Raw genomic sequence first — 26,622 nt, 5'->3', positions numbered from 1 at the left:
ACTCTTTAGCCATAGAACAATTTATGAAAAATTATTTCAAAATAATTAAACGCAGCCGAGAATTGAATGAGATGTTATTACAATGGTTTGATGAAACTATTGCCCAACCACCAAAACAAAAATTAGTACATTTAGATAATGACTTTCAATTATCAAATCACTACATTGAAGTACGTTCGCTGCGCGTATTTAACCAAAAACCCCAAGCGCTACTTAAATTATTTCTCTGGATTGCCAAACGACCTGACATTGAAGGGGTAAGAGCGAGTACCATTCGCTTAATCAGAAAATCACTTTATTTAATAAACAAACAATTTAAAATGTCGTTAAAAACAACTGAATTGTTTATGAACATTCTAAAAACCAATAAAAACCCCTATAAAGCATTACAATTTATGAATTGCTATGGAGTTTTAGAGCATTATCTTGAATGCTTTGAATCGGTTACGGGACAAATGCAATATGATCTATTTCATGTATTTACTGTTGATCAGCATACTTTATTCGTAATTCGTAATATATCGCGTTTTAAACAAAAAGAGTATGTGCAACAATTTCCTCTATGTGCACAAATTATTCATTCTTTAGATAAGACAGAAATTCTTTACCTAAGTGCATTATTTCATGATATTGCCAAAGGACAAGGTGGAGACCATTCCGAATTAGGAGCCATAGAAGCTCAATATTTTGCTCAAAATCACAAATTACAAAAAGATGACCGTGATTTACTTATTTGGTTAGTACGTAATCATTTACTCATGTCACGCACTGCACAAAGGGAGGATATTTATGATCCTAATACCATCAAAAATTTTTGCCAACTGTTGCCACAACCTCACTATTTAGACTATCTATATCTACTGACAGTAGCAGATATTTGCGGTACTAATCCCAACTTATGGAATGCATGGAAAGACTCTCTATTAAAGGAGCTCTATTGTGCAGCCAAACACCTGTTGCATAAAACCCAGGAATTAATGGATGAAACCACGTCCATTAATCTAAAAAAACATTACGCTTTAACTATTTTGGTTGCAGAAGGAATATCTCCTAAAGCAATTAACGAATTGTGGGGAAATATAAAAGACAAATATTTTTTGCACGAATCACCAGAAGTTATTGCACGACATACTAAAGCAATATTAACGTGCAGCCAGTTTCCTTTGGTTATGATTATGCCACATCATAGTCAGGGCGGAACTGAAGTCTTTATTTATATGCCGCACCAGGATGCTCGATTTACGATAACTACCGCAGTCTTAAGTAATTATCATGTTACTATTCACGAAGCAATGATCATGACCTGTGATAATCAGTTTGATTTGGACACCTATATTATTTTAGATGAACAAAATCAAGCATTTTTCAATTCAAAACGTTCTACAGAGATTCAACAGGCTTTATGCAGACATTTGGCGCAAAAAGATCAACTTCCTGTTATTTCAAAAAAAAGACGTTCTCTTGTTTTAGCGCACTTTAATGTTGAAACACAAATTAATTACAGCAGTAATCTACTTAATAATCATACTCATTTGTTTTTGGTAACGGGAGACAGACCTGGATTGCTAGCCACGATTAGCAGAGTATTTTTAACATTTAATATTCATTTACATAATGCAAAAATTGTCACTGCCGGTGAAAAAGCTGAAGATATGTTTTATATTACCAATCAACAGAATCAAAAATTAAATAATGAAGAGAAAGAAATTTTACGACAAAAATTAATTGAGGAGCTTTCCTAGTGTCGAAGCATTCATTCAGCGACACGTTTTAAAAAAATCAGATAATAAAAGAGCACTTTCTTGCTGCATTATTCCTTCATCAATTTGCACTCTATGATTTAGAGGATTACCTTGTAATAAGTTACATACAGAACCTGCAGCTCCTGCTTTAAAATCACGAGTTGCAAAAACCAGGCGTTTTATGCGGGCATGGACTAAAAGTCCGGCACACATAGAACAAGGCTCAAGAGTTACATAAAGAGTAGTACCTAATAATCTGTGGTTTTTTAATTGTTGCGAAGCCTGCCTGATTACCCGGACTTCAGCATGATCAGCAGGATCATGACTGTTTTGCACCGCGTTTCTACCGACACCTAATAAAACTCCTTCCATGTTAACCAATACTGCCCCAACAGGAACCTCTCCTTCGCTTTGTGCCAGGAAAGCTTGTTTATAGGCTATTTCCATCCAGTAATGATCATTCATTTTGTCGTCATTTCATCATTAACCCATACGTAGTTGACGCTTTTTCCTATTCCCATTCAATAGTAGCGGGCGGCTTACCGGAAATATCATAAGTAACACGTGATACACCTTCAACTTCATTAATTATGCGATTGGATACCTTGCCTAAAAATTCCCACGGTAAATGCGACCAATGAGCTGTCATATAATCTACTGTTTCTACCGAACGCAGACAAATTACATATTCATATTTACGCCCATCACCCATAACACCCACGCTTTTAATGGGTAAAAATACAGCAAACGCTTGACTCACTTTATGATAAAGATCTGCCTTATGCAGTTCGTCGATAAAAATAGCATCTGCCTTACGTAAAATGTCCGCATAGTGCTTTTTAACTTCAGCTAAAATCCGTACTCCTAAACCTGGCCCCGGAAAGGGATGCCTGTAAACCATATGATGTGGTAAACCCAACTCAAGCCCAATGTGGCGCACTTCATCTTTAAATAATTCACGTAGTGGCTCTAATAATTTTAACTTCAAGTTTTCAGGAAGACCTCCTACATTATGATGTGATTTAATAACAACTGAAGCACCATTAGTGCTTGTCGCAGCAGATTCAATCACGTCAGTATAGATTGTTCCCTGAGCAAGCCAGGATATATTTGAAATTTTATGCGCTTCTTCGTCAAACACCTCAATAAAAGTACGACCAATAATTTTTCTTTTTTCTTCAGGACAGGTAATACCTTTAAGGGCATTTAAAAACTTTTCTTCAGCATTAACTGCGATTACATTAATACCCATATGCTGAGCAAACATCTTCATAACTTCATCTGCTTCATTGAGGCGCAATAAACCAGTATCAACAAAAACACAAATTAATTGATCACCAATAGCTTTGTGTAATAAAGCAGCAACAACTGAGGAATCAACTCCTCCGGATAAGCCAAGCAATACATTCTCTTCACCTACTTGCTCTCTGATTTTATGAATTGCTTCATCGACAATAAGTTCAGAAGTCCAAGAAGTCCAAGCATGACAAATATCCACAACAAAATGTTTTAAAATACTTAATCCTTGTTCGGTGTGGGTTACTTCTGGATGAAATTGCAAACCATAAATACGTCGACTTTCATCAGCCATTCCAGCAATCGGCGCATTATAAGTTTCACAAATGATCTTAAAGCCAAGGGGTAATTGCGTCACCTTATCGCCATGACTCATCCAAACATCTAATAAAGCATCTCCATCCGCTGAATTGTGAACTTCGACTTGTGAAAATAATTGGGAGCGATCAAGTAACTTTAATTCCGCGTGACCAAACTCTCTTAATGAGGATGATTTCACTTCACCACCTAATTGAACTGCTAAGGTTTGCATACCATAACAGATGCCCAATATAGGAAGATCGGCAGTAAATATCCATTCTGGGGCGCGCGGATTTGCCTGATGGGTTACTGTTGATGGACCACCAGATAGAATCACACCACAAGGATTAAGTTGAGTGAATTGCTGAAGCTCTATATTAAAAGGATGAATTTCGCAATATACACCTAACTCACGTACACGACGTGCAATTAATTGAGTGTATTGAGAGCCAAAATCAAGAATTACTAAAGGATGTTGTTTTAAATCATTCATTATTAATTATCTACCTGATAATTCGGTGCCTGTTTGGTAATACTGACATCGTGCACATGTGACTCATGAATTCCAGCATTAGTCACTTGAACAAATTCTGTTTTGGTATGCAATTGTTCGATTGTTTCACATCCTGTATAACCCATACATGAACGCAAACCCCCTAATATTTGGTGAATAATTGTTTGTACTAACCCTTTATACGGAACACGTCCTTCAATTCCTTCAGGAACTAATTTTTCAGAACCTAAAGAAGCATCCTGAAAATATCGATCACTTGACCCTTGTGCTGAAGCCATTGCACCAATAGAACCCATGCCCCGATAGCTTTTATAAGTAGTACCTTGATACAACTCTATTTCGCCAGGTGATTCTTCGGTCCCAGCAAACATACTTCCCAACATTACTGTATCAGCACCTGCTGCAAGTGCTTTACACACATCACCAGAAAAACGAATACCTCCATCAGCAATTATAGGAATTTGTCCTTTAAGCTCTTGGGCAACATTGGCTATAGCACTAATTTGTGGCACGCCGACACCTGTTACAATACGAGTAGTACATATAGAGCCAGGACCAATACCGACTTTAACTGCGTCAGCACCTGCAGCATATAAATCACGAGCGGCTGCAGCTGTAGCTATATTCCCAGCAATTACTTGGATGTCAGGATAGTATTTTTTAATCCATTTCACCCGATCAATCACTCCATGAGAATGGCCATGAGCTGTATCAATAACAATGACATCGACCCCTGCCTCCACCAATGCTGCAACCCGCTCATTAGTATTATTACCTACCCCAACAGCGGCACCCACACGAAGTTGCTCTGCACTGTCTTTGCAAGCGTAAGGATTTTCTTTTGCTTTTTGAATATCTTTAACTGTTATTAAACCTCGTAATTCAAATGCATCATTTACTACTAATAATTTTTCAATACGATGTTTATGCAACAACCTGCGTACCTCTTCACGAGCAGCTCCCTCTTTAACCGTCACTAAACGTGATTTAGGGGTCATTACCTTAGCAACAGCTAAGGATAAATTGGTTTCAAAACGAATGTCACGACTGGTTACAATCCCTACTAAATTTTGACCATCAACTACAGGAACACCTGAGAAATTATGGTTAGTCATAACATTCAATAATTCCTTTACTGTGATATCAGGAGTTACAGTAACTGGGTCTTTAACCATTCCACTTTCAAATTTTTTCACTTTACGAACCGAATCAGCCTGAGCACTGATTGTCATATTCTTATGAATAATACCAATACCGCCCTCTTGTGCTAAAGCAATGGCCAAGCGTGCTTCAGTCACTGTATCCATTGCTGCGGATACTAAAGGCATATTCAGATTAATTTCTCGAGTTAGTTTAGTTTTTAAAGATACATCTTTAGGAAGAATTAAAGAGTGCGCAGGAACAAGTAAAACATCATCAAACGTTAATGATTGTTGCACTATGTTTAAAGACATTTTATTCTCAACAAAGTAGTTAAAATAACCAGAAAGTATACTACAAATACTACAAAAATTAAATAGGTAAAACTTAAACTGTTTTTAAGTTACTATACCAGTTGCTACGCTAATAAAAGGAAAATAATGGTTTTTAGCAATTTAATAACCAGTTTGTTTATTATAGAGCAATTATCTATTAATTAACCCGATAACACTTGTATTAAATATTCAATAGCGTGTACACTGGTTCCTAAGAATGTGTTGAATCAAAAAACAGGAAGGGTTCAGCGTTGGCTAAAATAATTGTTATTACATCAGGTAAAGGTGGAGTAGGAAAAACTACTTCTTCGGCAGCTATTTCTTCAGGTCTTGCCTTATTAGGTCATAATACTGTAGTCATCGATTTTGACATAGGTTTAAGAAATCTGGACATCATTATGGGTTGCGAACGCCGTGTCGTTTATGACTTTATTAATGTCATAAATGGAGAAGCTACCCTGAATCAAGCACTAATTAAAGACAAGCGTCTTCCAAACCTATTTATTCTTCCTGCGTCACAAACACGGGATAAAGATGCGTTAACTATTGAAGGTGTTGAAAAAGTTCTTAATGATCTGGCGCAAAAATTTGAATTTATTATTTGTGATTCACCCGCAGGAATTGAAACAGGTGCATTAATGGCTATGTATTTCGCTGACCATGCGATCGTAGTTACCAACCCTGAAGTGTCTTCTGTACGTGATTCTGACAGAATTCTTGGTCTACTTGCCAGCAAAACAAAAAGGGCTATCGAAAATAACACCCCAATACAAGAACATTTATTACTAACACGCTATGATCCAGAACGTGTGGCGCGTGGTGATATGTTGTCTGTAAATGACGTAAAAGAAATTTTAGCTATCCCATTAATTGGGGTTATCCCCGAATCCAAATCAGTATTGAAAGCTTCAAATACAGGTGTACCCGTTGTACTTGACGAGGGTAGTGATGCAAGCCTTGCTTATCAAGACGCAATTGCTCGTTTTCTTGGGGAAGACAGACCAATGCGTTTTATAAGTAATGATCGTAAAGGGTTATTGCGTCGCTTATTCAGCAAAAACAAAGAGGAAGTGACTGTATGAGCATATTCAACTACTTACGCAGAAGAACGGCTTCAGCCTCTGTTGCAAAAGAGCGTTTGCAAATCATAATTTCTCATGAGCGCTCACAACGAAATACTCCTGATTATCTGCCACAGCTTCAAGAAGAAATTTTGGCGGTTATTGCAAAATACGTTAACGTTACACGCGATCAGGTTAGTGTTAATCTTGAACGTATGGGAGATAATTCAGTACTTGAATTGAATATTACAATGCCCGATGACTTAGCAGAAGAAGCATAACCCTATGATTTCACTCTATTGTGAACTTTATTTATCTCCTGCTTACAGGACAACCAACCTCTGCTAGCCTATAAGAATTAGGTTACTCCCAATGATTAATTCCTGAGCTCTTATACAAAAATTCTATAAAGATTTGGTGTTGCTTTAATTCTTCACCCTGCGCTTGAATTACTATAGGATTCACTAGTTGCAATGCAGCAGCTTTGTGTGTCTTGTGTGCAGATTTATTGGTAGTCTCTTCATTTTCAGCAAACAAACTGCCTTGACCTCCAGTCATAGACAAATAAACAAAAGCTAATATTTCGGCATCAAGTAACGCTCCATGGAGCTGACGATTAAAGTGATCAATGCCAAAACGTTTGCATAAGGCATCTAAACTATTACGTTGTCCAGGAAATTTTTCACGAGCATAGGTTAACGTATCAAAAATATCGCAATAATCTTCTAATTTTTTTTGCCATCGTACATGGTGTAGTTCAGAGTTTAAAAATCCCACATCAAACGCTGCATTATGGATAATTAACTGAGCACCATCAATAAATTGCAAAAAATCAGATACCATATCAGCAAATAATGGTTTGTCTTGTAAAAACTGATCACTAATACCATGTACCCTAAACGCGCCGGCATCGACTGCACGCTCAGGATTAAGATAAATATGGAAGTTTTTTCCGGTTAATTTTCTATCGATTAATTCCACACAGCCAATTTCAATGATACGATGTCCTTGTTCATGACCTATACCAGTGGTTTCTGTATCCAATACTATTTGTCGCATTAATTTACTCACTAAGCTCTTTTATACCCTGATTAGCTAAAGCATCAACCAAATCATTCTCCACATGACCTGAATGTCCTTTAACCCAATGCCATTTGATTTGATGCACAGAGGCTAAATCATCTAATATTTTCCACAGATCTGCATTTTTTACGGGCTCTTTTTTCGAATTACGCCAATCATTATTTTTCCAGCCACTTAACCACTCCATCATTCCTTGCCGTAAATATTGAGAATCGGTATGTAAATTAACAACACAAGGACGCTTTAGTGCTTGCAAACCCTTAATCGCCGCCAGTAACTCCATACGATTGTTAGTAGTAAGCGTTTCCCCTCCATGCAATGTTTTTTCCTGTCCTTTGTAGCGAAGCAAAACACCCCAGCCCCCAGGGCCTGGATTACCTTTGCATGCTCCGTCGGTATAAATTTCGATACTCACTTCAATTTACCCCAAAGTTAAATAAGACTCTTGTTACCAAAGACGAATTGAGAAAACTCCTCATTTATAATCTTTTGTTTAATTACAGCAATATCAGGAGCAAAATATCGGTCACTATCATAAGGAGTAACATAATCACGCACTTTATTATATGCTTCGATGAGTAAAGGAGCTGTTTTTAAAGGCTTACGAAACTCGATACCTTGACATGCTGCCAATAATTCAATTGACAAAATAGTCGCTGTATTATCATTCATATAATGCAATCTTTTGGCTGCATTAGTTGCCATGGATACATGATCTTCCTGATTAGCAGAAGTTGGTATACTATCCACAGAATGTGGATGAGCAAGTGCTTTATTATCGCTGGCACACGAAGCAGCCGTTACATGAGCAATCATAAAACCAGAATTTAAACCGCTTTCTTTAACTAAAAAGGCAGGCAAACCGCTAAATTGTTTATCAATTAATAAAGCGATACGACGTTCCGCATTAGCACCAATTTCTGCAATGGCCAATGCAAGATTATCTGCAGCCATTGCGATAATTTCGCCATGAAAATTACCTCCAGAAATAATATCACCCTCTTCACTAAATATTAAAGGATTATCAGTAATGGCATTTGCCTCAATCTGCAATGTTTCACGAACAAAGCGAATTTGGTGCAGGACTGCCCCCATAATTTGCGGTTGGCATCGTAATGAATAAGGATCTTGAACCCGAGAACAATACAAGTGAGAGTCACGAATCTCACTACCCTTTAATAACTCTCTATAATAGCACGCAACATCCCGTTGTGCTTGCTGTCCTCGTATCTGATGAATACGATCATCAAAGGGGACAGAACTTCCCTGAGCTGCATCCACCGATAATGCGCCAGAAACGAGGGCTGTTACAAATAGATTTTCGCTCGCAAAAAGCGCCACAATAGCCAAAGCAGTTGAAACCTGCAAGCCATTAAGTAACGCCAAGCCTTCTTTAGCTTCCAACTCTATAGGTTCAAGACCAGCAATTTTTAAACCATCAACGGCCTTAATTAGTTTACCTTGGTAGCGTACTTCCCCTACTCCGAGTAATGGTAAAGACATGTGCGCTAATGGAACTAAATCACCAGAAGCACCTACTGAACCTTTGGTCGGAATACAAGGAAAAACTTGGTGATTAAATAATGAAATCAAGGCATTAATTAATTCCAGGCGCACACCAGAATAACCTTGAGATAAAATATTAATTTTAAGTAACATGCTTAGGGCAACTACTTCATCAGAAAGTAAGTCACCTGTGCCACATGCATGTGATAAGACAATATTTCTTTGTAACTGTTTTAAATTCTCAGAGGATATTTTTTTATTCGCTAAAGATCCAAAACCTGTATTAACTCCATAAACGATTTTTTTTTCCTGTATCACCTTCAGTACAATTTGATGTGCTGAGTTGATAACATTCAATGCACTTTCCGAAAGCGTGCAGGGTAATTTTTTACTTAAAACATGTTTAATCGACTGTAATGTCAATTGACCTGGATGAAGAATAAAAGGCTCAGACATTAATTAACTCCCTTTGGTACAAAGAACAAATCAAATAAATAACTACTGAATTGTCAACGGTCTACAAATTAATCTTTTTTATTACATAAGTTTTACTGTTCTAGAATTCCATTGGCAACCACAATTTATTTTCTATTGCGCATTGCTTAGCAAGCACATAACCCGCATCTGCATGGCGCATCACCCCTGTTGCAGGATCATTATGAAGTACTCGAGCAAGCCGAAGTGCTGCTTTTTCAGTTCCATCCGCAACAATAACCACTCCAGCATGTTGTGAGAATCCCATTCCAACACCACCACCATGATGAATACTTACCCATGTTGCCCCACTGGCGCAGTTTAATAATGCATTCAAAAAGGGCCAATCAGATATGGCATCACTACCATCGAGCATTCCTTCCGTTTCACGATTAGGACTAGCAACGGATCCAGAATCTAAATGATCACGGCCAATTACGATCGGTGCCTTAACTAAGTTATTTTTTACCATTTCATTAAATGCTAAAGCCAAACGTACACGATCTTTTAAGCCAACCCAGCAAATACGCGCTGGTAAACCTTGGAAGGCAATTTTTTCCTTTGCCATATCCAGCCAATGATGTAAGTGTTTATTCTCAGGGATCAGCTTTTTAACCACTTCATCTGTGGCATAAATATCTTCAGGATCTCCGGACAAAGCCACCCATCTAAAAGGTCCGATCCCTTCACAAAATAATGGCCGGATGTAAGCAGGTACAAATCCCTCAAACGCAAATGCATTTGTTTCACCTGCTTCAAATGCCATTTGTCGGATATTATTGCCATAATCAAAAACTGGAATTCCCCTTTTTTGAAATTCAAGCATGGCATGTACTTGAATTGCCATCGATTTTTTAGCTTCGTATACTACTTGCTCTGGGGCTGTTCTACGCTTAGTAGCGGCTTGAGTAAGAGTCCATCCAAGAGGAAGATAACCATTCAAGGGATCATGTGCACTAGTTTGGTCAGTGACTAACGAAGGCGTAGCATCACGCGCGACTAGCTGTGGAAAGATCTCTGCAGCATTCCCTAAAATAGCGACCGAAATAGGTATTTTTCTTTGACACGACTCATCAATCCATTGTAATGCTTCATCCAGATTCGTTGTGTATCGATCCAAATATCGAGTTTTCAAACGTTTTTCAATGCGCGACAAATCACATTCAACCGCTAAAACACTAGCACCAGCCATTGTTCCTGCTAAAGTTTGCGCTCCTCCCATACCCCCTAAACCACCAGTCAAGATCCATCGTCCACCTAAATCACCGGCATAATGTTTGCGTGCAGCGGAAACAAACGTTTCATAAGTTCCCTGCACTATCCCTTGAGAGCCAATATAAATCCAACTACCTGCGGTCATTTGACCATACATCATAAGCCCTTTTTTATCTAATTCGTGGAAGTGTTCCCAGGTGGCCCAATGAGGTACTAAATTTGAATTGGCAATTAATACCCTCGGCGCATCTTCATGGGTAGTAAAAACGCCAACAGGCTTACCCGATTGAATCAGTAAGGTCTGGTTTTCCTCTAAAGACTTCAAAACTTGCTCAATTTTAGCAAAACATTCCCAATTCCGTGCTGCTTTTCCTAAACCACCATAAACAATCAAAGAATCAGGATTTTCTGCTACATCAGGATCGAGATTATTGTGAAGCATTCGTAATGCCGCCTCAGTCAACCAACTTTTAGCCTGTTTTTCTGTGCCACGATTTGCTCGTATTATTTGCGCCGATTTATTTTCCCTCATAAGGCGATGCTCCATTGCTACAAAATTAGGAACATCATACACCAGACGCCTGTTAGAGCATAGAGGGTTTAGTCCTCACGATTAACCTCAAAGGTAGTGAACTAGCCAAAATGTTTGCCTCTATTCAAACCGGAACTGAGCTTAATTTGAGCGACAATTTTCTTGGCAAAAAATTGCTGTTGAGCTAGAAGAAGCGTTTAAAAAACTTCCTAAGGGGTTATCTATGATTTGAGCTTGAATAAGTTGGATAGAAGAACTGGAACAGAATTAATCCAAGCCTTCACTGTCTTTTCGAGTAACCTGATTTCCCTTAATTTATGCAATAATTTACTGGAAAAATTATCTGTAGAAGAATTAAATGGATTAGGGAACTTATTTTCTAAAATGTCGAAAGAGCAATATGACGGATTAACTTCTAAAATTCAAAACGTTATTGTATTAAAATATTAAATAATCACTCCTATACTTATCGTTTTTTGCGGAAAACAAATCTGAGGCGCCAAAATTATCAGAATTAAGACCGTATAATAAACTATAAATCATCATTTTTCTAAATTTTTCCATATCTTCACCCCAGACATAGAGCGAAGATTCTTCATGCTGAATGAGGGACTGTTTGAAAAATTTTTTTCTGAAGTTTACTCGCGGTTTCCTACCATAGAGTGAAAGAAAGGTAGTCTCTCTAAAAACGCCATGTTATACTCAAAAATAATGCCCTTAGCTTAGTTGTAATATATTGCCTTCTCTTTCAGAAAAACACCCTAAATCACTATCTATATTTTTTGCCACTGAAATGTGGGAACGATATGGTTTTTATGTTGTCCAATCGCTGTTAGCACTTTATTTGGCTTTATGTTTTAAATGGCCTGATAAGCAAACATATGCCCTAGTTGGTTGCTTTACTGCATTAACTTACCTATCACCGGTTGCCGGCGGTTGGATAGCAGATAAATTAATCGGTCAAAAAAGATCTGTTTTATTGGGCGCAGTTGTCCTTTTCATCAGTTATTGTTTCTTAGCCACCGTAAACAACCCCACAGTATTGACTGCGGCATTGGCAGGCATTGCTGTGGGAACAGGTTTATTAAAACCAAATATCTCATCACTTTTAGGTAATGAATACTTATTAAGCTCCGTTCGACGTGAAAGTGGATTTACCATTTTTTATATGGGGATTACTTCTGGTATTATTCTAGGGACTACGATTCCAAGCTTACTTTATGAATATTTTGGCTGGCCCGCTTCATTTGCCAGTGCAGCTATAGGAATGATAATTGCCTTTACAGTATTTTTTGTGGGAATAAAAATATACCAAATTAAGGATTACAATCCATTTGTATTTGAATACAAAAAAACTGTGGCTGCTTTGAGTTTAATGGTGTTTTTATGGTCCTTATTTTTTTATATCTTGAATTCACCCCACTTATCTAATTTATTTTTCAGTTTCATTGTCCTACTCTCAGCAGGATACATTGTGTATGCAATCTATGGAGAAAATGCCAATCAATCACGACAAACACTGGTTATCGGCCTATTGTGTATTATCTCCGTGGTTTTCTGGACCTTTTATTTCCAAATGTTTATGTCCTTAACGCTCTTCATTTCACGAGTAGTAGAACCTACATTGATTGGTATCCAGTTTCCTCCTCCTTATTATGTCACCATCCAAAGCATCGGCATGTTAATTATTGGCTATTTTTTAGCGAAGAAAAATACCAAACTGAATTTAATGGAACAAAGATTAAATATTGGAAAAAAATTTTTGTACGCTATTTTTATTATTACAGCAGCTTATGCCATTATTGTTTTAGTGAGTAATTTCACTGACAGAACGAGTTTATTGTCCCCACTGCTAATCATCCCAGCCTATTTAATGTTTTCTTTAGCTGAGTTATTACTGTCTCCTGTAGGTTTAGCGGCAATTACGTTGCTTGCTGATAAGAATAAAGTCAGTACGATGATGGGTATCTTTTTTGTTTCCTTGGGTATTGGAGGATTTTTGTCTGGTAAATTAGCCTCATTAACAGCCATTCCAGAAGGTGAAACCAATATTGCCGTATTAAAAACGCTTTATGCCGCAGCATTTACACAACAATTGGAGATACTCTTTATTGCTTCTTTGGGTTGTTTGATTTTATTTGGTCTAATTAAATTTTTATTGACTCCTGTGCACTAAAAAAACCACAAAAGATTTAAAAACCTCTTTTTATATAAGAGAAATACTGATATGATTGACCGCTTTTTGATAGAAGATTTCTTATTTATGTCCGCTGAAAATCCAATGCTAGTTAAACTCCTGCAAACACTTGAAGATATTCAAGCACTCGACATTAAAGTGATTGATGTTCATCAACAAACCACAATTACAGACTACATGATTATTACTTCAGGACGCGCTGCTCGTCATGTTAAAGCTATTGCACAGAAAGTAATGGAAGAGATGAAAGCAGTAGGTTTACCTGCCTTAAACTGCACAGGTCTGGAAACTGGTGATTGGGCACTGATTGATTTTGGTGATTTTATCGTTCATATAATGCAGCCTGAAAGTAGACAATTTTACAATCTGGAAGGACTTTGGGAAGAACAACCTAACAATTAAAAACATGCTAAAAATTACTGTCATTACTTTAGGCAATAAAATGCCCAATTGGGTGATCCAAGGTTCAAATGATTATGCTAAACGCTTTAATGACGGTATTCAGCTAAAAATAATTGAAATCCCCTTAATTCGCCGTAGTAAGTCATCTGATTTAGCACGTATTATGGAAAAAGAAGCTGCCTTGATTAAAGCAACTATACCTCATGGTACACGCCTTATTGCTTTGGAAATTAAAGGTGTGTCTTTAAGTAGTGAAGAACTGGCTGTAAAAATAACCCAGCTGCAACAAACATCAAGCCATTTATGTTTCCTTATTGGTGGTCCTGAAGGACTCTCTCAAGAACTTCTTAAACTCAGTGATGAACGATGGTCTTTATCCAAATTGACCCTTCCACATCCCTTAGTGCGTATTATATTACTGGAAACTTTATACAGAGCTTGGTCAATTATTAATAATCATCCTTATCATAAGTAATCCCCAAAAACACTGCTCCCTGCAACAAAACTTCCCATGAAGAATAGTAAATACTCTCATTTTAATATACTATGCAGTTATTTGCTCCCTCTGTGCGTAATGAATCTTAATCAATCATTTAGAAATTATCAAACAGAATCACAACACCAACGTTTTAGACTTAATTTGCTGATTGCATTTGTCATCATTTTATCGTCCATTTTAATATTACGACTTGCCTACCTACAAATCTCTGAATTTAAAAAATATCAAACCCTTTCATTAAAAAATCAACTGGATATTACCCCTATGGCTCCCCCAAGGGGTGTGATTCTTGATAGAAATGGCGTGCTGCTGGCAGAAAATATCCCAGTATACGTTCTTGAAATCATTCCAGAGCACGTCAAAAACTTACAGCAAACGCTAAAACAACTGCATAAACTGCTCCCATCCATCACCAAGGATGATTTAGAAAATTTTAATCGGCTCAGAAAACAAAATCGTTCATTTATGCCAATTCCTATTAAATTAAAATTGACCCAAGAAGAAGTAGCTCTTTTTGCAATTAATCAATATCACTTTCCTGGAGTCAGTATAAAAGCCCGTCTAATGCGTTATTATCCACAAGGAGAAATCACCGCACACGTGTTAGGTTATGTAAGTCGCATTAACATTCAGGAATTAAGAACTGTCGATCCAACCAACTATCGAGCCACCAACTTCATTGGTAAAGCAGGTATTGAAAAATACTACGAAAATATTCTCCACGGTAAAGTAGGTTACCAGATGGCAGAAACCGATGCGAGCGGACGCACGCTCAGGGTAATTGATAAAATTAATCCTCATTCTGGCTCAAAACTTTATTTAAGTATCGATACCCGTCTGCAAAAAGCAGCTTATGAAGCTCTTAAAAACAAACGCGGAGCTGCTGTAGTCATTAACTCTAAAAATGGTGAAGTTTTAGCATTAGTGAGCTCTCCGAGTTTTGATCCCAATATTTTTGTCAATGGTGTTAGTTCCAAAGAATACAAAAAATTATCCGATACCCTACAAAAACCTCTGTTTAACAGAGCAGTCCGTGGTGTTTATCCTCCTGCCTCCACAATTAAACCCTTTGTGGGTTTAGCTGGCTTAGATAAAGGATTCATTACAACCTCTACTACGATTTATGATCCAGGTAAATATAAATTGCCAAACTCCAGTCACATTTATAGGGATTGGAAAAAAACAGGACACGGCATGATCAATTTTAAACGCTCTATCACTGTTTCTTGCGATACATTTTATTATCAATTAGGTAATAAAATGGGTATTTCCAATATTGAAGACATGCTTGTCAAATTTGGTTTAGGTCATTTGAGTCATATTGATCTGTATGAAGAAACAACAGGAATTGTGCCAAGTTTACGCTGGAAAAAACAAACCAAGGGAATATCCTGGTATCCGGGCGATAACTTAATCACTGCCATTGGCCAGGGCTTTATGCTTGCCACTCCATTGCAAATGGCTAATGCGACAGCCTCCTTAAGTCAGCATGGACAACGTTTTAGACCGCATTTATTAACTAAAATAGTAAATAGTGACAATGGTGAAGTAAAAGAGTACAAACCTATCGAAGAATATCCCATTTATCTTAAAGATAAAGAGAATTGGGATATTGTTAAAGACGCTATGCACAGTGTACTTACAAGTAACGAAGGAACAGGATATCGGTTTGGGCGTAATCCGCCCTACCCTGTAGCTGGAAAAACCGGTACAGCACAGGTATTTAGTGGCCGGCAATATGAAAAAACAAAATATGAAGATATACCTGAAAGTCTGCGTGACAACTCTCTCTTTATTGCCTTTACTCCAGTAGATAAGCCGGAAATTGCTGTAGCGGTGGTTGTTGAAAATGACTTCATTGCTGCAACGGTAGCACGCAAAATACTTGATACTTATTACACACTTTATCAAATGAAAGCGAATCATGAATAGACAACACACTAAACCCGTTTATCGCTTCACCGCGAAAGCACTCCATCTCGACTTCCCATTATTAGGATTATTGCTTTTATTAATTAGTTTTGGCCTTTTGATTTTATACAGTGCCTCCAATACAAATATGAGCATGATCTTTCGTCAATCAATAAGACTAATTACTGCATCATTCATTATGATTATTTTAGGTTTTGTGCCACCTCATAAATATAAAATATGGACCCCCTGGATTTATAGCATTGGCTTAACTTTGCTAATTGCCGTGATGCTCATGGGAAAAATCGGCAAAGGAGCACAACGGTGGTTAGAGTTAGGTTTATTTCGTTTTCAACCTTCTGAAGTGATGAAATTGGCTGTACCTATGATGGCTGCTTGGTATTTTGATCGCCAGGCTCATCCCAGTAGTTTAAAAGCACTTACTGTTGCAGGACTGATTATCTGCGTCCCCACATTGCTTATTGCCAAACAGCCTGATTTAGGAACAGCCATTATGGTAGCTGCAGCTGGATTTTGTGTTATATTTTTAGCCGGTATTCGTTTTAAAGTTATTTTATTACTGATTCTATTAATTGGTTCAGCCATTCCTGTAATTTGGCATGTCATGCATGACTACCAAAAACAACGAGTTTATACTTTGCTTGATCCAGAACAAGATCCTTTAGGTTCTGGATATCACATTATTCAATCTAAAATTGCTATTGGTTCTGGTGGTCTGGTGGGCAAAGGCTGGTTACAAGGCAGCCAATCCCATCTTAATTTCTTACCAGAACATGCAACTGATTTTATTTTTGCCGTTAGTGGCGAGGAATTCGGCTTCGCTGGGGGTTTTATCATCATTGCACTGATTGTTTTAATTTCTTTAAGAAGCATACATATTGCCTCTAATGCACAAACAACCTTTACCCGTCTTCTTGCTGCAAGCCTTGCCATGTCCTTCTTTATGTCAGGCTTTGTTAACATTGGAATGGTCATGGGCATTATTCCCGTGGTGGGAATTCCTTTGCCTTTAATAAGTTATGGAGGTACAGCAATGGTAACCTTTTTAGCCAGTTTTGGGATTCTGATGTCCATTAGTTCGCATAAGATATTATTTAATTGTTTGTGACGAAAACTCTTTTTTTACTAAGAGTACGCAACAACAACGTTCTAAAATGGTATGGGTTTATGCAGGCACAGATACTATTTTTAGCGGACATGTCAATCCTGAAGATTTAACCTCTACGCAAATTAATCCCAAGACTGCTTCGATTATTGAAGGTATGTTACCTCAAGCAGACGGTTCTTTGATACGATTGGAACATGTTACTAAGAGTACGCAACAACAACGTTCTAAAATGGTATGGGTTTATGCAGGTACCGGTACTATTTATAGCGGACATGTCAATCCTGAAGATTTAATCTCAACCCAAATTAATCCCAAGACTGGTTTGATTACTGAAGGAAAATTACAGCAAGCAGATGGTTCTTTGATACCATTGGAATATATAAACTACAATGTACGACGAAGACGACTATTATATGCTAATGCTAAAAAGGTAAGTGTCCCCGAACAATTTAGTGTAAGTGATTCCATACAAACAATAGAACAAATATTATTTTCACAGCAAGAACATTATCCAGCTGACTTAGTAGACAAGGATACCTATAAGGAAATTCAAGAATTTTTTAAGCAAAATACTCCACCCACTACCGATTTACATAATAAAAGATCGGAGTCATTTGATCTTCAAAAATCGACTCAAGAAGACAATGTGGCAAATCCACAGAATGTGACACAAAATAATTACTATAAAAATAAAAGATCTGCTCCTGATTTTTATTCAAAAGGAAAAGGTTCATCACCAACTCTATTTTCTGAAAACAAGAAAACAGAGAGTCAAGTTAGAAAAAATCAAGATGAGCAAATAACCAAAAGAAGAAAAACTTGACCTTGAGAACTTTAGCCAGTTCTCTTGTAAAAATACTCAAGTCCCCTCTTTACAAGGGGCGTGAAGGCTTATTTTCAGAGCAAAGCTGCCACCGGAGCATAGCTTCGTCTATGAATTACACAAGGACCAAGTCGAACTAAAGCTTCTCGATGCACCACTGTAGGATACCCCTTATGTTCGGCAAAACCATATCCAGGATAAATGTTATCAAGCGCCTCCATTTCTTCATCACGAATGACCTTGGCAAGAATCGAAGCGGCGCTTATTTCAGGAATTAAACTATCTCCCTGAACAATTGCACGGCACGGAATAGCCAATTTTGGCGCATAAGCCCCATCAACCAGCACTTGTCCAGGTTTAATCGGTAACGCCTCCACCGCCCGTCTCATAGCCAATAACGTAGCATGATGAATATTAAGTTCGTCTATTTCCTCAACCTCTGCCCTGCCATAAGCAAATGCCAAAGCACTTTCCTGTATTTGTAAAGATAATAATTTACGTTTTTTAGCAGTCAATTTTTTAGAATCAGCAAGCCCTTTTATAGGTTCTTTTAAAATAACTGCCGCAGTAACTACCGCCCCAGCCAAAGGACCACGACCTACTTCGTCAACCCCTGCGATAAGTATATTATTATTCATTATTATTCCCTTTATCTTCAGATAAGCTTAGAAGTCTAATAATACCTATTTAAAATTGATTTATCATCCAGGAAATGCGATCATAAAGCACAAATTATTAGCAAAAATATTTTTATGAACAAAATTCGCTGCGCGGTGATTGGTGTCGGCTATCTCGGTCGATTTCATGCACAAAAATATCAACTCCTTCCTAACGCCGAATTAATTGCTGTCTGTGATCTTAATTCACTCGCTTCAGAAGCCGTTGGACGTGAACTGAATGTCCCAGCGTACACTCATTTTGATGAATTATTTGACAAAGTTGATGCCGTAAGTATTGCCTCCACAACCAGCACCCATTATGAAATTGCTAAAGCTTTTTTAGAGCGCGGTATTCATGTATTGCTTGAAAAACCAATTACAGAAACAACTACTCAAGCAAAAGAATTAATACAACTGGCTAAAAGACATCAAGTTAAATTACAAATAGGACATCTCGAGCGTTTTAACTCTGCTCGACTTACATTAAATCACTATTTGGAAAAACCTCTATTTATTGAGGCTGAACGTCTGTCTTCATTTACTCCACGCAGTGCTAATGTGAATGTGGTGCTAGATCTCATGATTCATGATATTGATCTGATTCAAAACATGGTGAAAAGTCCCATTGTTTCTGTTCTTGCACAAGGAACAGCTGTTGTCACAAAGACTATTGACATTGCACACGTACAAATCACATTTGCCAATCACTGCGTTGCTAACCTAACTGCGAGCCGCATCAGCGTTAATAGCTCTCGTAAGACCCGTATATTCCAGGAAAATTCATTTCTCTTAATTGATTATCAGAACAAACAATTCTCTATATTTAAAAAAGGCCCAGGAGAAATTTTTCCCGGAATTGCAGAAATTGTTCACGAACAAAAAGAGCTTGAGAAAGATGATGCCTTATTAGAAGAAATCAATGCATTTTTGACATGCATTGAAAAAAATAGCACCCCACTGGTTACTGGTGAAGAGGGTCTTATCGCATTAAGCACTGCAGAACATATTACCGCGTTGATCCATAACAATCTGTTTGAACGTCATGCAAAAAGCTAAACATGTTGTTATTATAGCGGGTGAAGAATCAGGTGATGTTCATGCCTCTGTACTGATTAAACAATTAAAAACCGTTTATCCTAATATTAAAATCAGTGGGATTGGTGGTCAGCACATGCAGGAAGCAGGTGCCGAATTAATTTTTGACCTCGCACGTTTTGGCGTCACTGGCATCACTGAAATCATTCGCCATATCAATGTTATTCGTAAAGCATTTACTCTCATTAAAAAACACTTAGCGAAACAATCACCCGATTTACTTATTCTAGTAGATTATCCTGGTTTTAACCTGCGGCTTGCACGCTATGCCAAACAAAAGTTAGGACTTAAAATTTTATATTATATCAGCCCGCAAATTTGGGCCTGGAAAGCAAAACGCATCCATCTAATTAAAAAATGTATTGACATGATGGCTGTTATCTTACCTTTTGAAAAAACAATCTATGAACAAGCGAATGTTCCCGTAAGTTTTGTAGGTCATCCTTTAGTTGAAAAAATTTCTTCCATTGGCGACACTGCCTCACAACGATCTATATTAAACTTACCTTTAGATGCTAAAATTTTTGCGCTCCTACCTGGAAGTCGTGAGAATGAAATTGAGCGACATATGCCTGTATTACGCGATACTGCACAACGCTTACACCATCAGTATCCTGAATTACAATTTATTATTCCTGTTGCAAATACTGTTGATATCAATAAAATAACCTCCTATTTTGATAACAGCACTTTAACAGTTACTTTTGTAAAGAATCAGGCATTAAGCTGTATGGCAGCAGCCGATTTTGTCGTTGTCGCCTCAGGCACAGCATCTCTTGAATGTGCTTTATTAGAAAAACCCATGTGTATCATATATAAATCTTCTTTTCTTACCTATCTGCTTGCTACAAAACTTATCAAAGTAAAATTTCTGGGTTTGTGCAATCTTTTATCTAATAAAATGATAGTTCCTGAGTTCTTACAATATGATTGTAATCCTCGTGAATTAAGCAACTACATTACTCAATTCATGAATGATGAAATACAGTCTGAGAAGATGCTTGCTCGATTAGAAAAATTTAAGCACTCATTGTCTCATGAAAAATCAGATGGTTCTTTATTGAAACTAATAGAGAGTCAATTGTTCGAAAAAAATGCATTATTTTAATAATAAAATATAGAATATCAATTACCCTTCATGTACAATTAATTTTGCTTTCACAATAAATGTAAGCAATTGGACTGATGTTGATTAATTAAATAATAAGGAAGTTAAAATGAATATCATTGAAACACCTGAATCTACCCAATCAATTACTAAACAAGACCAAGGTCTTCAGGATTTAGTATATAATCTGGTTACTCGTTTTCTAGCTGAAAACAAAAGCAAAAACATAGAAGATCTTTATGATATGATATTGTCTGAAGTTGAACCGCCATTATTACAAGCTGTAATGGAAAAGCGCCGTGGTAATCAATTGCAAGCTGCTAAAATGCTAGGGATTAGTCGCGGTACAATTAGAAAGAAATTACAACGATATTTTGGTACAAAATACTTCCGCTTAACTGATGAATAAAGGTGGTTAACATAAAAAGGCTCTTTTTATAGAGCCTTTTTATTACCGTAACCGTCTTTAGCAATATTATTTGAATGAAACGCTTGTGATTTATTATCTTTTAGCGGTTAAAAACTTAATATCCACTGCATCAACCTCACCTTCATCAGAAAGGATTTGATAAGTAATTTCGAATAGTTCGTTTTTAAAAACAAAAGAAACTTAAATAAAAATCAACTGTAAAAGCTAAACGTAGCCGTTGCTTCGAACTAAAAACAGTGTTGAGCTCGCACTAAAATATTCAATTAATTTGCGCAAAATAATTTTAACCTCTGAAAAGAAAGACTTTAATATAAAATTATTCTGCATTAATTAAACTCAAATTTTACCCAGCATATCGCGCATCAATTGCATGTATTAGTTGTTTATGGATGTCATAAAATCCTCTATTACTCATTACTAATACTGCATCGCCTTCTTGGACATGATTTGAAATTTCATCCACAATTTCATTCGTATTTTTACAAATTCGATAAGAACAAATCCAATTATCTAGCATTTCTTTAAAATTAAAATTCTGTGGTTCTAAAATGTAAGCCCTATTAACCGAGGCTAAAGCCTGAGCCATCTCAGCAGCGTGTACTCCCATGCGCATAGTATATGATGCAAATTCTAAGACAACAAAAATACGTTGGTGTCTATTACTTCCCTTTAAAGCCTCTATGGTGCGCATAATGGCGGTGGGATGATGCGCAAAATCATCGTAAACAGTAATACCATGTTTGTTTGACTTTACCTCTAACCGACGTTTCACTGGCGTGAAACGTTCTAATGCTTCTGCAGCAACTTTTGGACTCACCCCAGCATTTACACTAGCAGCAATCGCAGCCAAGCCGTTTTCCACATTAAAACACCCAATCAAAGACCACTTTACCTCTGCAACTTCTTCACCACAGTGAATTACTTTAAATGCTGAACCATTCTCCTCAATAAGTTTTACTGACCAGTGGGCATCACCAAATAAAGCAAGTTCTTCGACACGTGAGTATTGACCAAGAGCAACAACCTCATTTAATGCCTTGTCGTCCCTAAGTTTAATCGCAACACCACTTGCAGGAATAGTCTTCAATAAATATTGAAACTGCAATTGAATGGCTTCAAGGTTGGGATAAATATCTGCATGATCAAATTCCAAATTATTTAAAATAGCAATCCTTGGACGATAGTGCATAAATTTAGGACGCTTATCAAAAAAGGCACTGTCATATTCATCCGCTTCAATAACAAACCATTTACCGCTACCCATGCGTGCACTGGTTTTAAAATCTGAGGATACTCCACCAATTAAAAACCCAGGATTTAAGCCAGCCTGATCCAAAATCCAGGAGACCATAGAAGTTGTGGTGGTTTTACCATGAGTTCCTGAAACAGCAATAACTTGATATTTAGATAAAATATTTTCCGCAAGCCACTGGGGTCCTGAAGTGTAACTTTTACCTGCATCAATTACGGCTTCAAGAACAGGCATTCCTCGTTTTATGGCATTACCAACAAGTACCACATCTGCTTTTAATGCCATACTGCTCTCTTCATACCCCTCAGTCCAAGATATACCTTTATCTACGAGCAAATCACTAATCGGTGGATAACAATTTGCATCGCTTCCGGTTACCATGTAGCCCAAGTCACGAGCAAGCAACGCAAGTGCGCTCATAAAAGTCCCACTTATCCCTAAAATATGTAAATGCATAATCATCTCATTATAATGTAGTCTACTCTTGATCTGGTTGAATAGTGATAAGCCCTTTTCCAACTGGCATTGTCTCATTTTTTTTCTTTATAATACTCAATTGTTGCACTACAGGCTGACTCCAGGGACCCGAAATTTTATAACTATAGGCAGAAATTTTTTGCATGCCTTGATTTATAATTTTAGTGGCAACCCATGCAGCCACACCTGCAACGGGCCCCCCAGCAATAGTAGCAACGATAGGTAAACTTGCTGTAATGTGTGGGGATATTTTCAAATTCAGATCATAAGTTTGTTTTACTAAATTTAGATCACCTTGCATGCTCGCATAAGCAACAGGGCCATCCAGAAAACTATCTTGCGTGCTCATAATGCCCTTATTCACGCTAAAATTTCCTTGAAATACATCAAAACTAAATCCTTCATGCGACAAATCACTAAAATCGAGTTGCAAGCGTCTTGGAATGGTTTGCAGACTTAGAATACTTAATAATTTACCTAAACCTAATTTTTCTTCAGTTTCAGGGCTTAAATGAGTGATCCTGCCATTTTTAAGCTGTAAGTACATTGCACCATGTAATGAAGCCATTGAAAAATTATATAAACGTTCATTCCAACCACCTTTAAACTCTACATAACCCTTTTTTGCATCCACTACGGGATTAAAATCCCAGAGTTCAAGAGTTTTAGACAAATTGATAGTATTTAATATTATATGAACTTTTGTTTTATCATTCTGCTTTGTCTGGGTCCATTCGCCTTGAATATCAAATTGATACACAGGTGAATTAACATGACAATAATTCAATGCCCAGCGTCCAGGAGAGGATTGGCTCTTCAAAATCACATCACCAATTTTCACCCGCCCCACAGATAGGTTATCAATACGTAAATTGAGATTGGGAATTTGCTCTGGATGAACTTTAGTCGATAATTGAGCCGAATCATTAGAGGCCGTATCGATTTTCTCTAAATGCATGTGTTGCACATGCCCGCTCAATTCATTTTTTGCCGTATGAAACGATAAATTGGCAGCAATATTTTTTTGCTGCAAACTAAAAGACCAATTTTTATTAGGTAATAATTTTGCTTTTATCTGCATTGAATCAAAATGTTGTTTCATGAAACTAAATTTATCCAAAGTTACATTAATTAATCTTAATCGGTTCATAAACGTTGTATTTGTTGCTGCCGAAGAAAATTGAGTATACATTTCCTTCCACTGATTTAAATCAAAACCCTTTAAGGAACCTTCTATCGAAAGCCCAGAAAACTTTTGATTGATTGCATTGGAACTCCCCAATTTCACCTGACCTGAATCAAAATCAAAAATTCCATTACTTTTCTTGTATAAAAAATCGGTGCTAATTCGATTATCATAGTTGGATTTTACTCGGATTGATTTATCGGGATTCAAATCAACCTTTATATCTAAAGGTGCTTTATCTTGACGGTTCTTACCTAAAGTGGCTGGTAAATTAATGGCTAATCCCTGCAATGAAGAATTAAAACTTAAGGTATCAGCTGTGGAAGGTTGAGTAGCTAGCTTTAATAAAATCTTTACTGGGAAGGAACCATTTATTAACCTCAAAACATCCAAATTAAATTTACTTTTTAAAGACGCAACAGTCCATTTTCCATCAATGAAAATCGTTGTAGCCGGCACAGGTTTTTTTATCGATTGTAATTTAATATTTAATGGATGATCTAATACGGTTGCTGTTAAAGAACTATCACGAACACCTTCTTCGGTAAAAAACAGCCTGCCATCTACTTCATCTAAAGTAAATTGAGCAAATTCATTTTTAACCAAAATTGAATTATTTTCAAAAGTCAGATCACCTTTTGCCAACACCTTATCGTTTTCAGTGTATAAAGGAATTTCTAAATTTAAATTCAATTGCGCTGAATCTTCAAACGATAATTGATTTAAAAGAGATAGTTTTTTTTGCAAAGGAGAAGCCATGACATAATCGACCATTTTTTGTATGGGCGCCTGAATTGTACCATCAAGGATCATGTTCTCTTTATTTTTGCCTATGTCGTCAATACGTAAATTTATCTGTTTTACAGGAACTCCCTCAATATCAGCATTTAATAGCTTAATATTCATATTGCGATTTTTTACTTGGAGAGTTCCCTCAAGCTCTTTAATAATTTTCCATTTTTGATTGATGTATAGCTCTCCACCACTAACATGACTCATAATGGAAAACACACCATTATTATTGTCAAAAGGAAAATCTTTAGCCTGCCCATTTAAGGTAAGTGTTCCACTCATTTCTTTAATATATTTTAGATCGTTGGTTAACCAAGCGTATAATTTTGGTTTTAATTTTTTCTTTGGAAGAAAAGCAGTCCATTGCTGAATATTTTTACCTGAAAATTCAGCACCAAGACGAATGGTACCTATAGATTGCCGTGTAACCTGATCTACAACTCCCTGAGCACTCAAAGTCAGCTCAGGCTTACTCAAAGCAAATCGCTCCATACTAATGCGTAAACCATCATTTAATTCTTTCCAATCGAAAGAGCCATTGAGTATGGTTAGATTTTGTATCGGGTATCCTTTTACAGCAATTTCTGTATTTTCTGAATCCAGCTCCAAGCGCCCCTCTTCAGGTTGCCAATTAATCACACCGGAAAGATTTTTAACTGCTGGAATATTTTTTTTAGTATTGCCAATCCAACTTAACTGTTCAAATCGTGTTAGCACATACTTTATTTCATTTTTTTGCAACCATGCCTGCTTCGCATCGGCATGAGATTTAACTGCAGCGTCATGAGCACCAATTTCAGAAGCAGATGGAAATGAAGGTATTGGTGGGATACTGAATACATTTGCCATAATTAAAATTTGAGTATCGTATAAACTACCTTGAGGCTTCATTTGCAATAAAGGTTGAATACTTTTCGGCCAATTAATTGCATCAGATAACAAAGAATCAATAATAATTTTTTTGACGAAAATTTGATAACTTTGTTGCTCGTTATTGTATTTCACCAAGATTTGATTTTCCGGCCAATTTAAGCCCCCAACACGCAACTTAATGTGGTCTCCCTGCAATTGCCATCCTGTATCTTCAGGTTTCCAGGATAAATTCGCGAAAAAAGATTGAATCAATTGAGTATGTTGATTATTTAATAGACGCCACGCCAATTGTTCTAACTTAATCTGAGCTTGCACTGAGGATAAAGCACCCTTACGAATATCCATCCATATCTGTATATCTCCTTTACCACTTTCAAAGTGCTTTGTTGCTTTAGGAAACAAACTCTGCCACTGTGCTGGCATCAAATTTTGAGCAGAAAAATAAAATTTTCCTTCAATATTTTCAAAATGTTCAGGATCAAAATAAACATTTCCTAATAACTGAAAATCAGTACTGTTCGTTTGTTCTAGTCGAGCATTACCTTTTAATTTATAATGTCCTCCATTATTTAATATTGACAGGTTTAGTCC

Annotated in this window: 23 protein-coding genes; 13 read left to right on the top strand and 10 right to left on the bottom strand. The window is 36.9% G+C overall.

What is annotated here, in order from left to right:
* The coding region (gene glnD / locus WA877_RS00780) for a [protein-PII] uridylyltransferase (protein WP_425169039.1) at positions 1–1,742 on the top strand (1,742 nt) is incomplete at its 5' end.
* 15 nt (positions 1,743–1,757) lie between these two features.
* On the opposite strand, the gene tadA is transcribed toward glnD, so the two are convergent.
* The 3 genes from tadA to guaB are packed head-to-tail and all read right to left on the bottom strand — an operon-like array spanning position 1,758 to position 5,306.
* On the bottom strand, positions 1,758–2,207 hold the full coding sequence (tadA, locus tag WA877_RS00775) for a tRNA adenosine(34) deaminase TadA (RefSeq protein WP_425169038.1): 450 nt from the start codon (positions 2,205–2,207) through the stop codon (positions 1,758–1,760).
* Between the two features lie 46 nt (positions 2,208–2,253).
* The gene (gene guaA / locus WA877_RS00770) at positions 2,254–3,831 is read right to left on the bottom strand and encodes a glutamine-hydrolyzing GMP synthase (protein WP_425169037.1); all 1,578 of its coding nucleotides are present in this window, start codon (positions 3,829–3,831) and stop codon (positions 2,254–2,256) included.
* 2 nt (positions 3,832–3,833) lie between these two features.
* Complete coding sequence (gene guaB / locus WA877_RS00765) at positions 3,834–5,306, bottom strand: IMP dehydrogenase (RefSeq protein WP_425169036.1); 1,473 nt, start codon at positions 5,304–5,306, stop codon at positions 3,834–3,836.
* A 272-nt stretch (positions 5,307–5,578) separates the two neighbouring features.
* Between guaB and minD the strand changes: the two genes are divergently transcribed.
* Complete coding sequence (gene minD, locus WA877_RS00760) at positions 5,579–6,409, top strand: septum site-determining protein MinD (RefSeq protein ID WP_425169035.1); 831 nt, start codon at positions 5,579–5,581, stop codon at positions 6,407–6,409.
* The gene (minE, locus tag WA877_RS00755) at positions 6,406–6,669 is read left to right on the top strand and encodes a cell division topological specificity factor MinE (protein ID WP_425169034.1); all 264 of its coding nucleotides are present in this window, start codon (positions 6,406–6,408) and stop codon (positions 6,667–6,669) included. The genes minD and minE overlap by 4 nt, the downstream gene beginning before the upstream one ends.
* 82 nt (positions 6,670–6,751) lie before the next feature.
* Here minE and dnaQ read toward each other — a convergent pair whose 3' ends face one another.
* From dnaQ to hutU, 4 genes are all read right to left on the bottom strand, one after another.
* Positions 6,752–7,447, bottom strand: coding sequence for a DNA polymerase III subunit epsilon (dnaQ, locus tag WA877_RS00750; RefSeq protein WP_425169040.1), 696 nt, complete (start codon positions 7,445–7,447; stop codon positions 6,752–6,754).
* A 4-nt stretch (positions 7,448–7,451) separates the two neighbouring features.
* Positions 7,452–7,886 (bottom strand): ribonuclease HI, encoded by a 435-nt coding sequence (gene rnhA / locus WA877_RS00745; protein ID WP_425169033.1) that lies wholly within the window; start codon positions 7,884–7,886, stop codon positions 7,452–7,454.
* A 17-nt stretch (positions 7,887–7,903) separates the two neighbouring features.
* Positions 7,904–9,433: a histidine ammonia-lyase gene (gene hutH / locus WA877_RS00740; RefSeq protein ID WP_425169032.1), complete on the bottom strand. Its 1,530-nt coding sequence runs from the start codon at positions 9,431–9,433 to the stop codon at positions 7,904–7,906.
* Between the two features lie 100 nt (positions 9,434–9,533).
* Positions 9,534–11,198 carry a urocanate hydratase gene (hutU, locus tag WA877_RS00735; protein ID WP_425169031.1) on the bottom strand — a complete coding sequence of 555 codons (1,665 nt, stop codon included), beginning with the start codon at positions 11,196–11,198 and terminating at the stop codon, positions 9,534–9,536.
* A 228-nt stretch (positions 11,199–11,426) separates the two neighbouring features.
* Between hutU and WA877_RS00730 the strand changes: the two genes are divergently transcribed.
* The 7 genes from WA877_RS00730 to WA877_RS00700 all read left to right on the top strand — a co-directional run bounded on the left by WA877_RS00730 (position 11,427) and on the right by WA877_RS00700 (position 18,159).
* Positions 11,427–11,648: a hypothetical protein gene (locus WA877_RS00730; RefSeq protein WP_425169030.1), complete on the top strand. Its 222-nt coding sequence runs from the start codon at positions 11,427–11,429 to the stop codon at positions 11,646–11,648.
* Positions 11,649–11,934: 286 nt separating this feature from the next.
* On the top strand, positions 11,935–13,374 hold the full coding sequence (locus WA877_RS00725) for a peptide MFS transporter (protein WP_425169029.1): 1,440 nt from the start codon (positions 11,935–11,937) through the stop codon (positions 13,372–13,374).
* An 87-nt stretch (positions 13,375–13,461) separates the two neighbouring features.
* Positions 13,462–13,797, top strand: a complete 336-nt coding sequence (gene rsfS, locus WA877_RS00720) for a ribosome silencing factor (RefSeq protein WP_425169028.1) — start codon at positions 13,462–13,464, stop codon at positions 13,795–13,797.
* A 4-nt stretch (positions 13,798–13,801) separates the two neighbouring features.
* Positions 13,802–14,272, top strand: a complete 471-nt coding sequence (gene rlmH / locus WA877_RS00715) for a 23S rRNA (pseudouridine(1915)-N(3))-methyltransferase RlmH (RefSeq protein ID WP_425169027.1) — start codon at positions 13,802–13,804, stop codon at positions 14,270–14,272.
* A gap of 99 nt (positions 14,273–14,371) precedes the next feature.
* Complete coding sequence (mrdA, locus tag WA877_RS00710; protein WP_425169026.1) at positions 14,372–16,228, top strand: penicillin-binding protein 2; 1,857 nt, start codon at positions 14,372–14,374, stop codon at positions 16,226–16,228.
* Entirely contained in the window at positions 16,221–17,336 is a 1,116-nt protein-coding gene (rodA, locus tag WA877_RS00705; protein WP_425169025.1) for a rod shape-determining protein RodA, read from the top strand. Before mrdA ends, rodA begins: the two co-directional genes overlap by 8 nt.
* A 46-nt stretch (positions 17,337–17,382) precedes the next feature.
* Positions 17,383–18,159, top strand: coding sequence for a hypothetical protein (locus WA877_RS00700; protein WP_425169024.1), 777 nt, complete (start codon positions 17,383–17,385; stop codon positions 18,157–18,159).
* A gap of 74 nt (positions 18,160–18,233) precedes the next feature.
* On the opposite strand, the gene rnhB is transcribed toward WA877_RS00700, so the two are convergent.
* Positions 18,234–18,797, bottom strand: coding sequence for a ribonuclease HII (gene rnhB, locus WA877_RS00695; protein ID WP_425169023.1), 564 nt, complete (start codon positions 18,795–18,797; stop codon positions 18,234–18,236).
* A 114-nt stretch (positions 18,798–18,911) separates the two neighbouring features.
* Between rnhB and WA877_RS00690 the strand changes: the two genes are divergently transcribed.
* From WA877_RS00690 to WA877_RS00680, 3 genes are all read left to right on the top strand, one after another.
* On the top strand, positions 18,912–19,874 hold the full coding sequence (locus WA877_RS00690) for a Gfo/Idh/MocA family protein (protein WP_425169022.1): 963 nt from the start codon (positions 18,912–18,914) through the stop codon (positions 19,872–19,874).
* Positions 19,861–21,021, top strand: coding sequence for a lipid-A-disaccharide synthase (lpxB, locus tag WA877_RS00685; RefSeq protein WP_425169021.1), 1,161 nt, complete (start codon positions 19,861–19,863; stop codon positions 21,019–21,021). The genes WA877_RS00690 and lpxB overlap by 14 nt, the downstream gene beginning before the upstream one ends.
* A 109-nt stretch (positions 21,022–21,130) precedes the next feature.
* Positions 21,131–21,430 (top strand): helix-turn-helix domain-containing protein, encoded by a 300-nt coding sequence (locus tag WA877_RS00680; protein WP_425169020.1) that lies wholly within the window; start codon positions 21,131–21,133, stop codon positions 21,428–21,430.
* A 364-nt stretch (positions 21,431–21,794) separates the two neighbouring features.
* Here WA877_RS00680 and mpl read toward each other — a convergent pair whose 3' ends face one another.
* Positions 21,795–23,165 carry a UDP-N-acetylmuramate:L-alanyl-gamma-D-glutamyl-meso-diaminopimelate ligase gene (gene mpl / locus WA877_RS00675; protein ID WP_425169019.1) on the bottom strand — a complete coding sequence of 457 codons (1,371 nt, stop codon included), beginning with the start codon at positions 23,163–23,165 and terminating at the stop codon, positions 21,795–21,797.
* Between the two features lie 16 nt (positions 23,166–23,181).
* Positions 23,182–26,622, bottom strand: a 3,441-nt coding sequence (locus WA877_RS00670) for a YhdP family protein (RefSeq protein WP_425169018.1), incomplete at its 5' end; no start/stop codon positions are given.

Origin of the sequence: Legionella sp. (genome assembly GCF_049790535.1) — a bacterium.
Taxonomy (GTDB): Bacteria; Pseudomonadota; Gammaproteobacteria; order Legionellales; family Legionellaceae; genus Legionella.
Note: the sequence above shows the minus strand (reverse complement) of the source record. Positions and strands in the feature narration are given on the sequence as shown.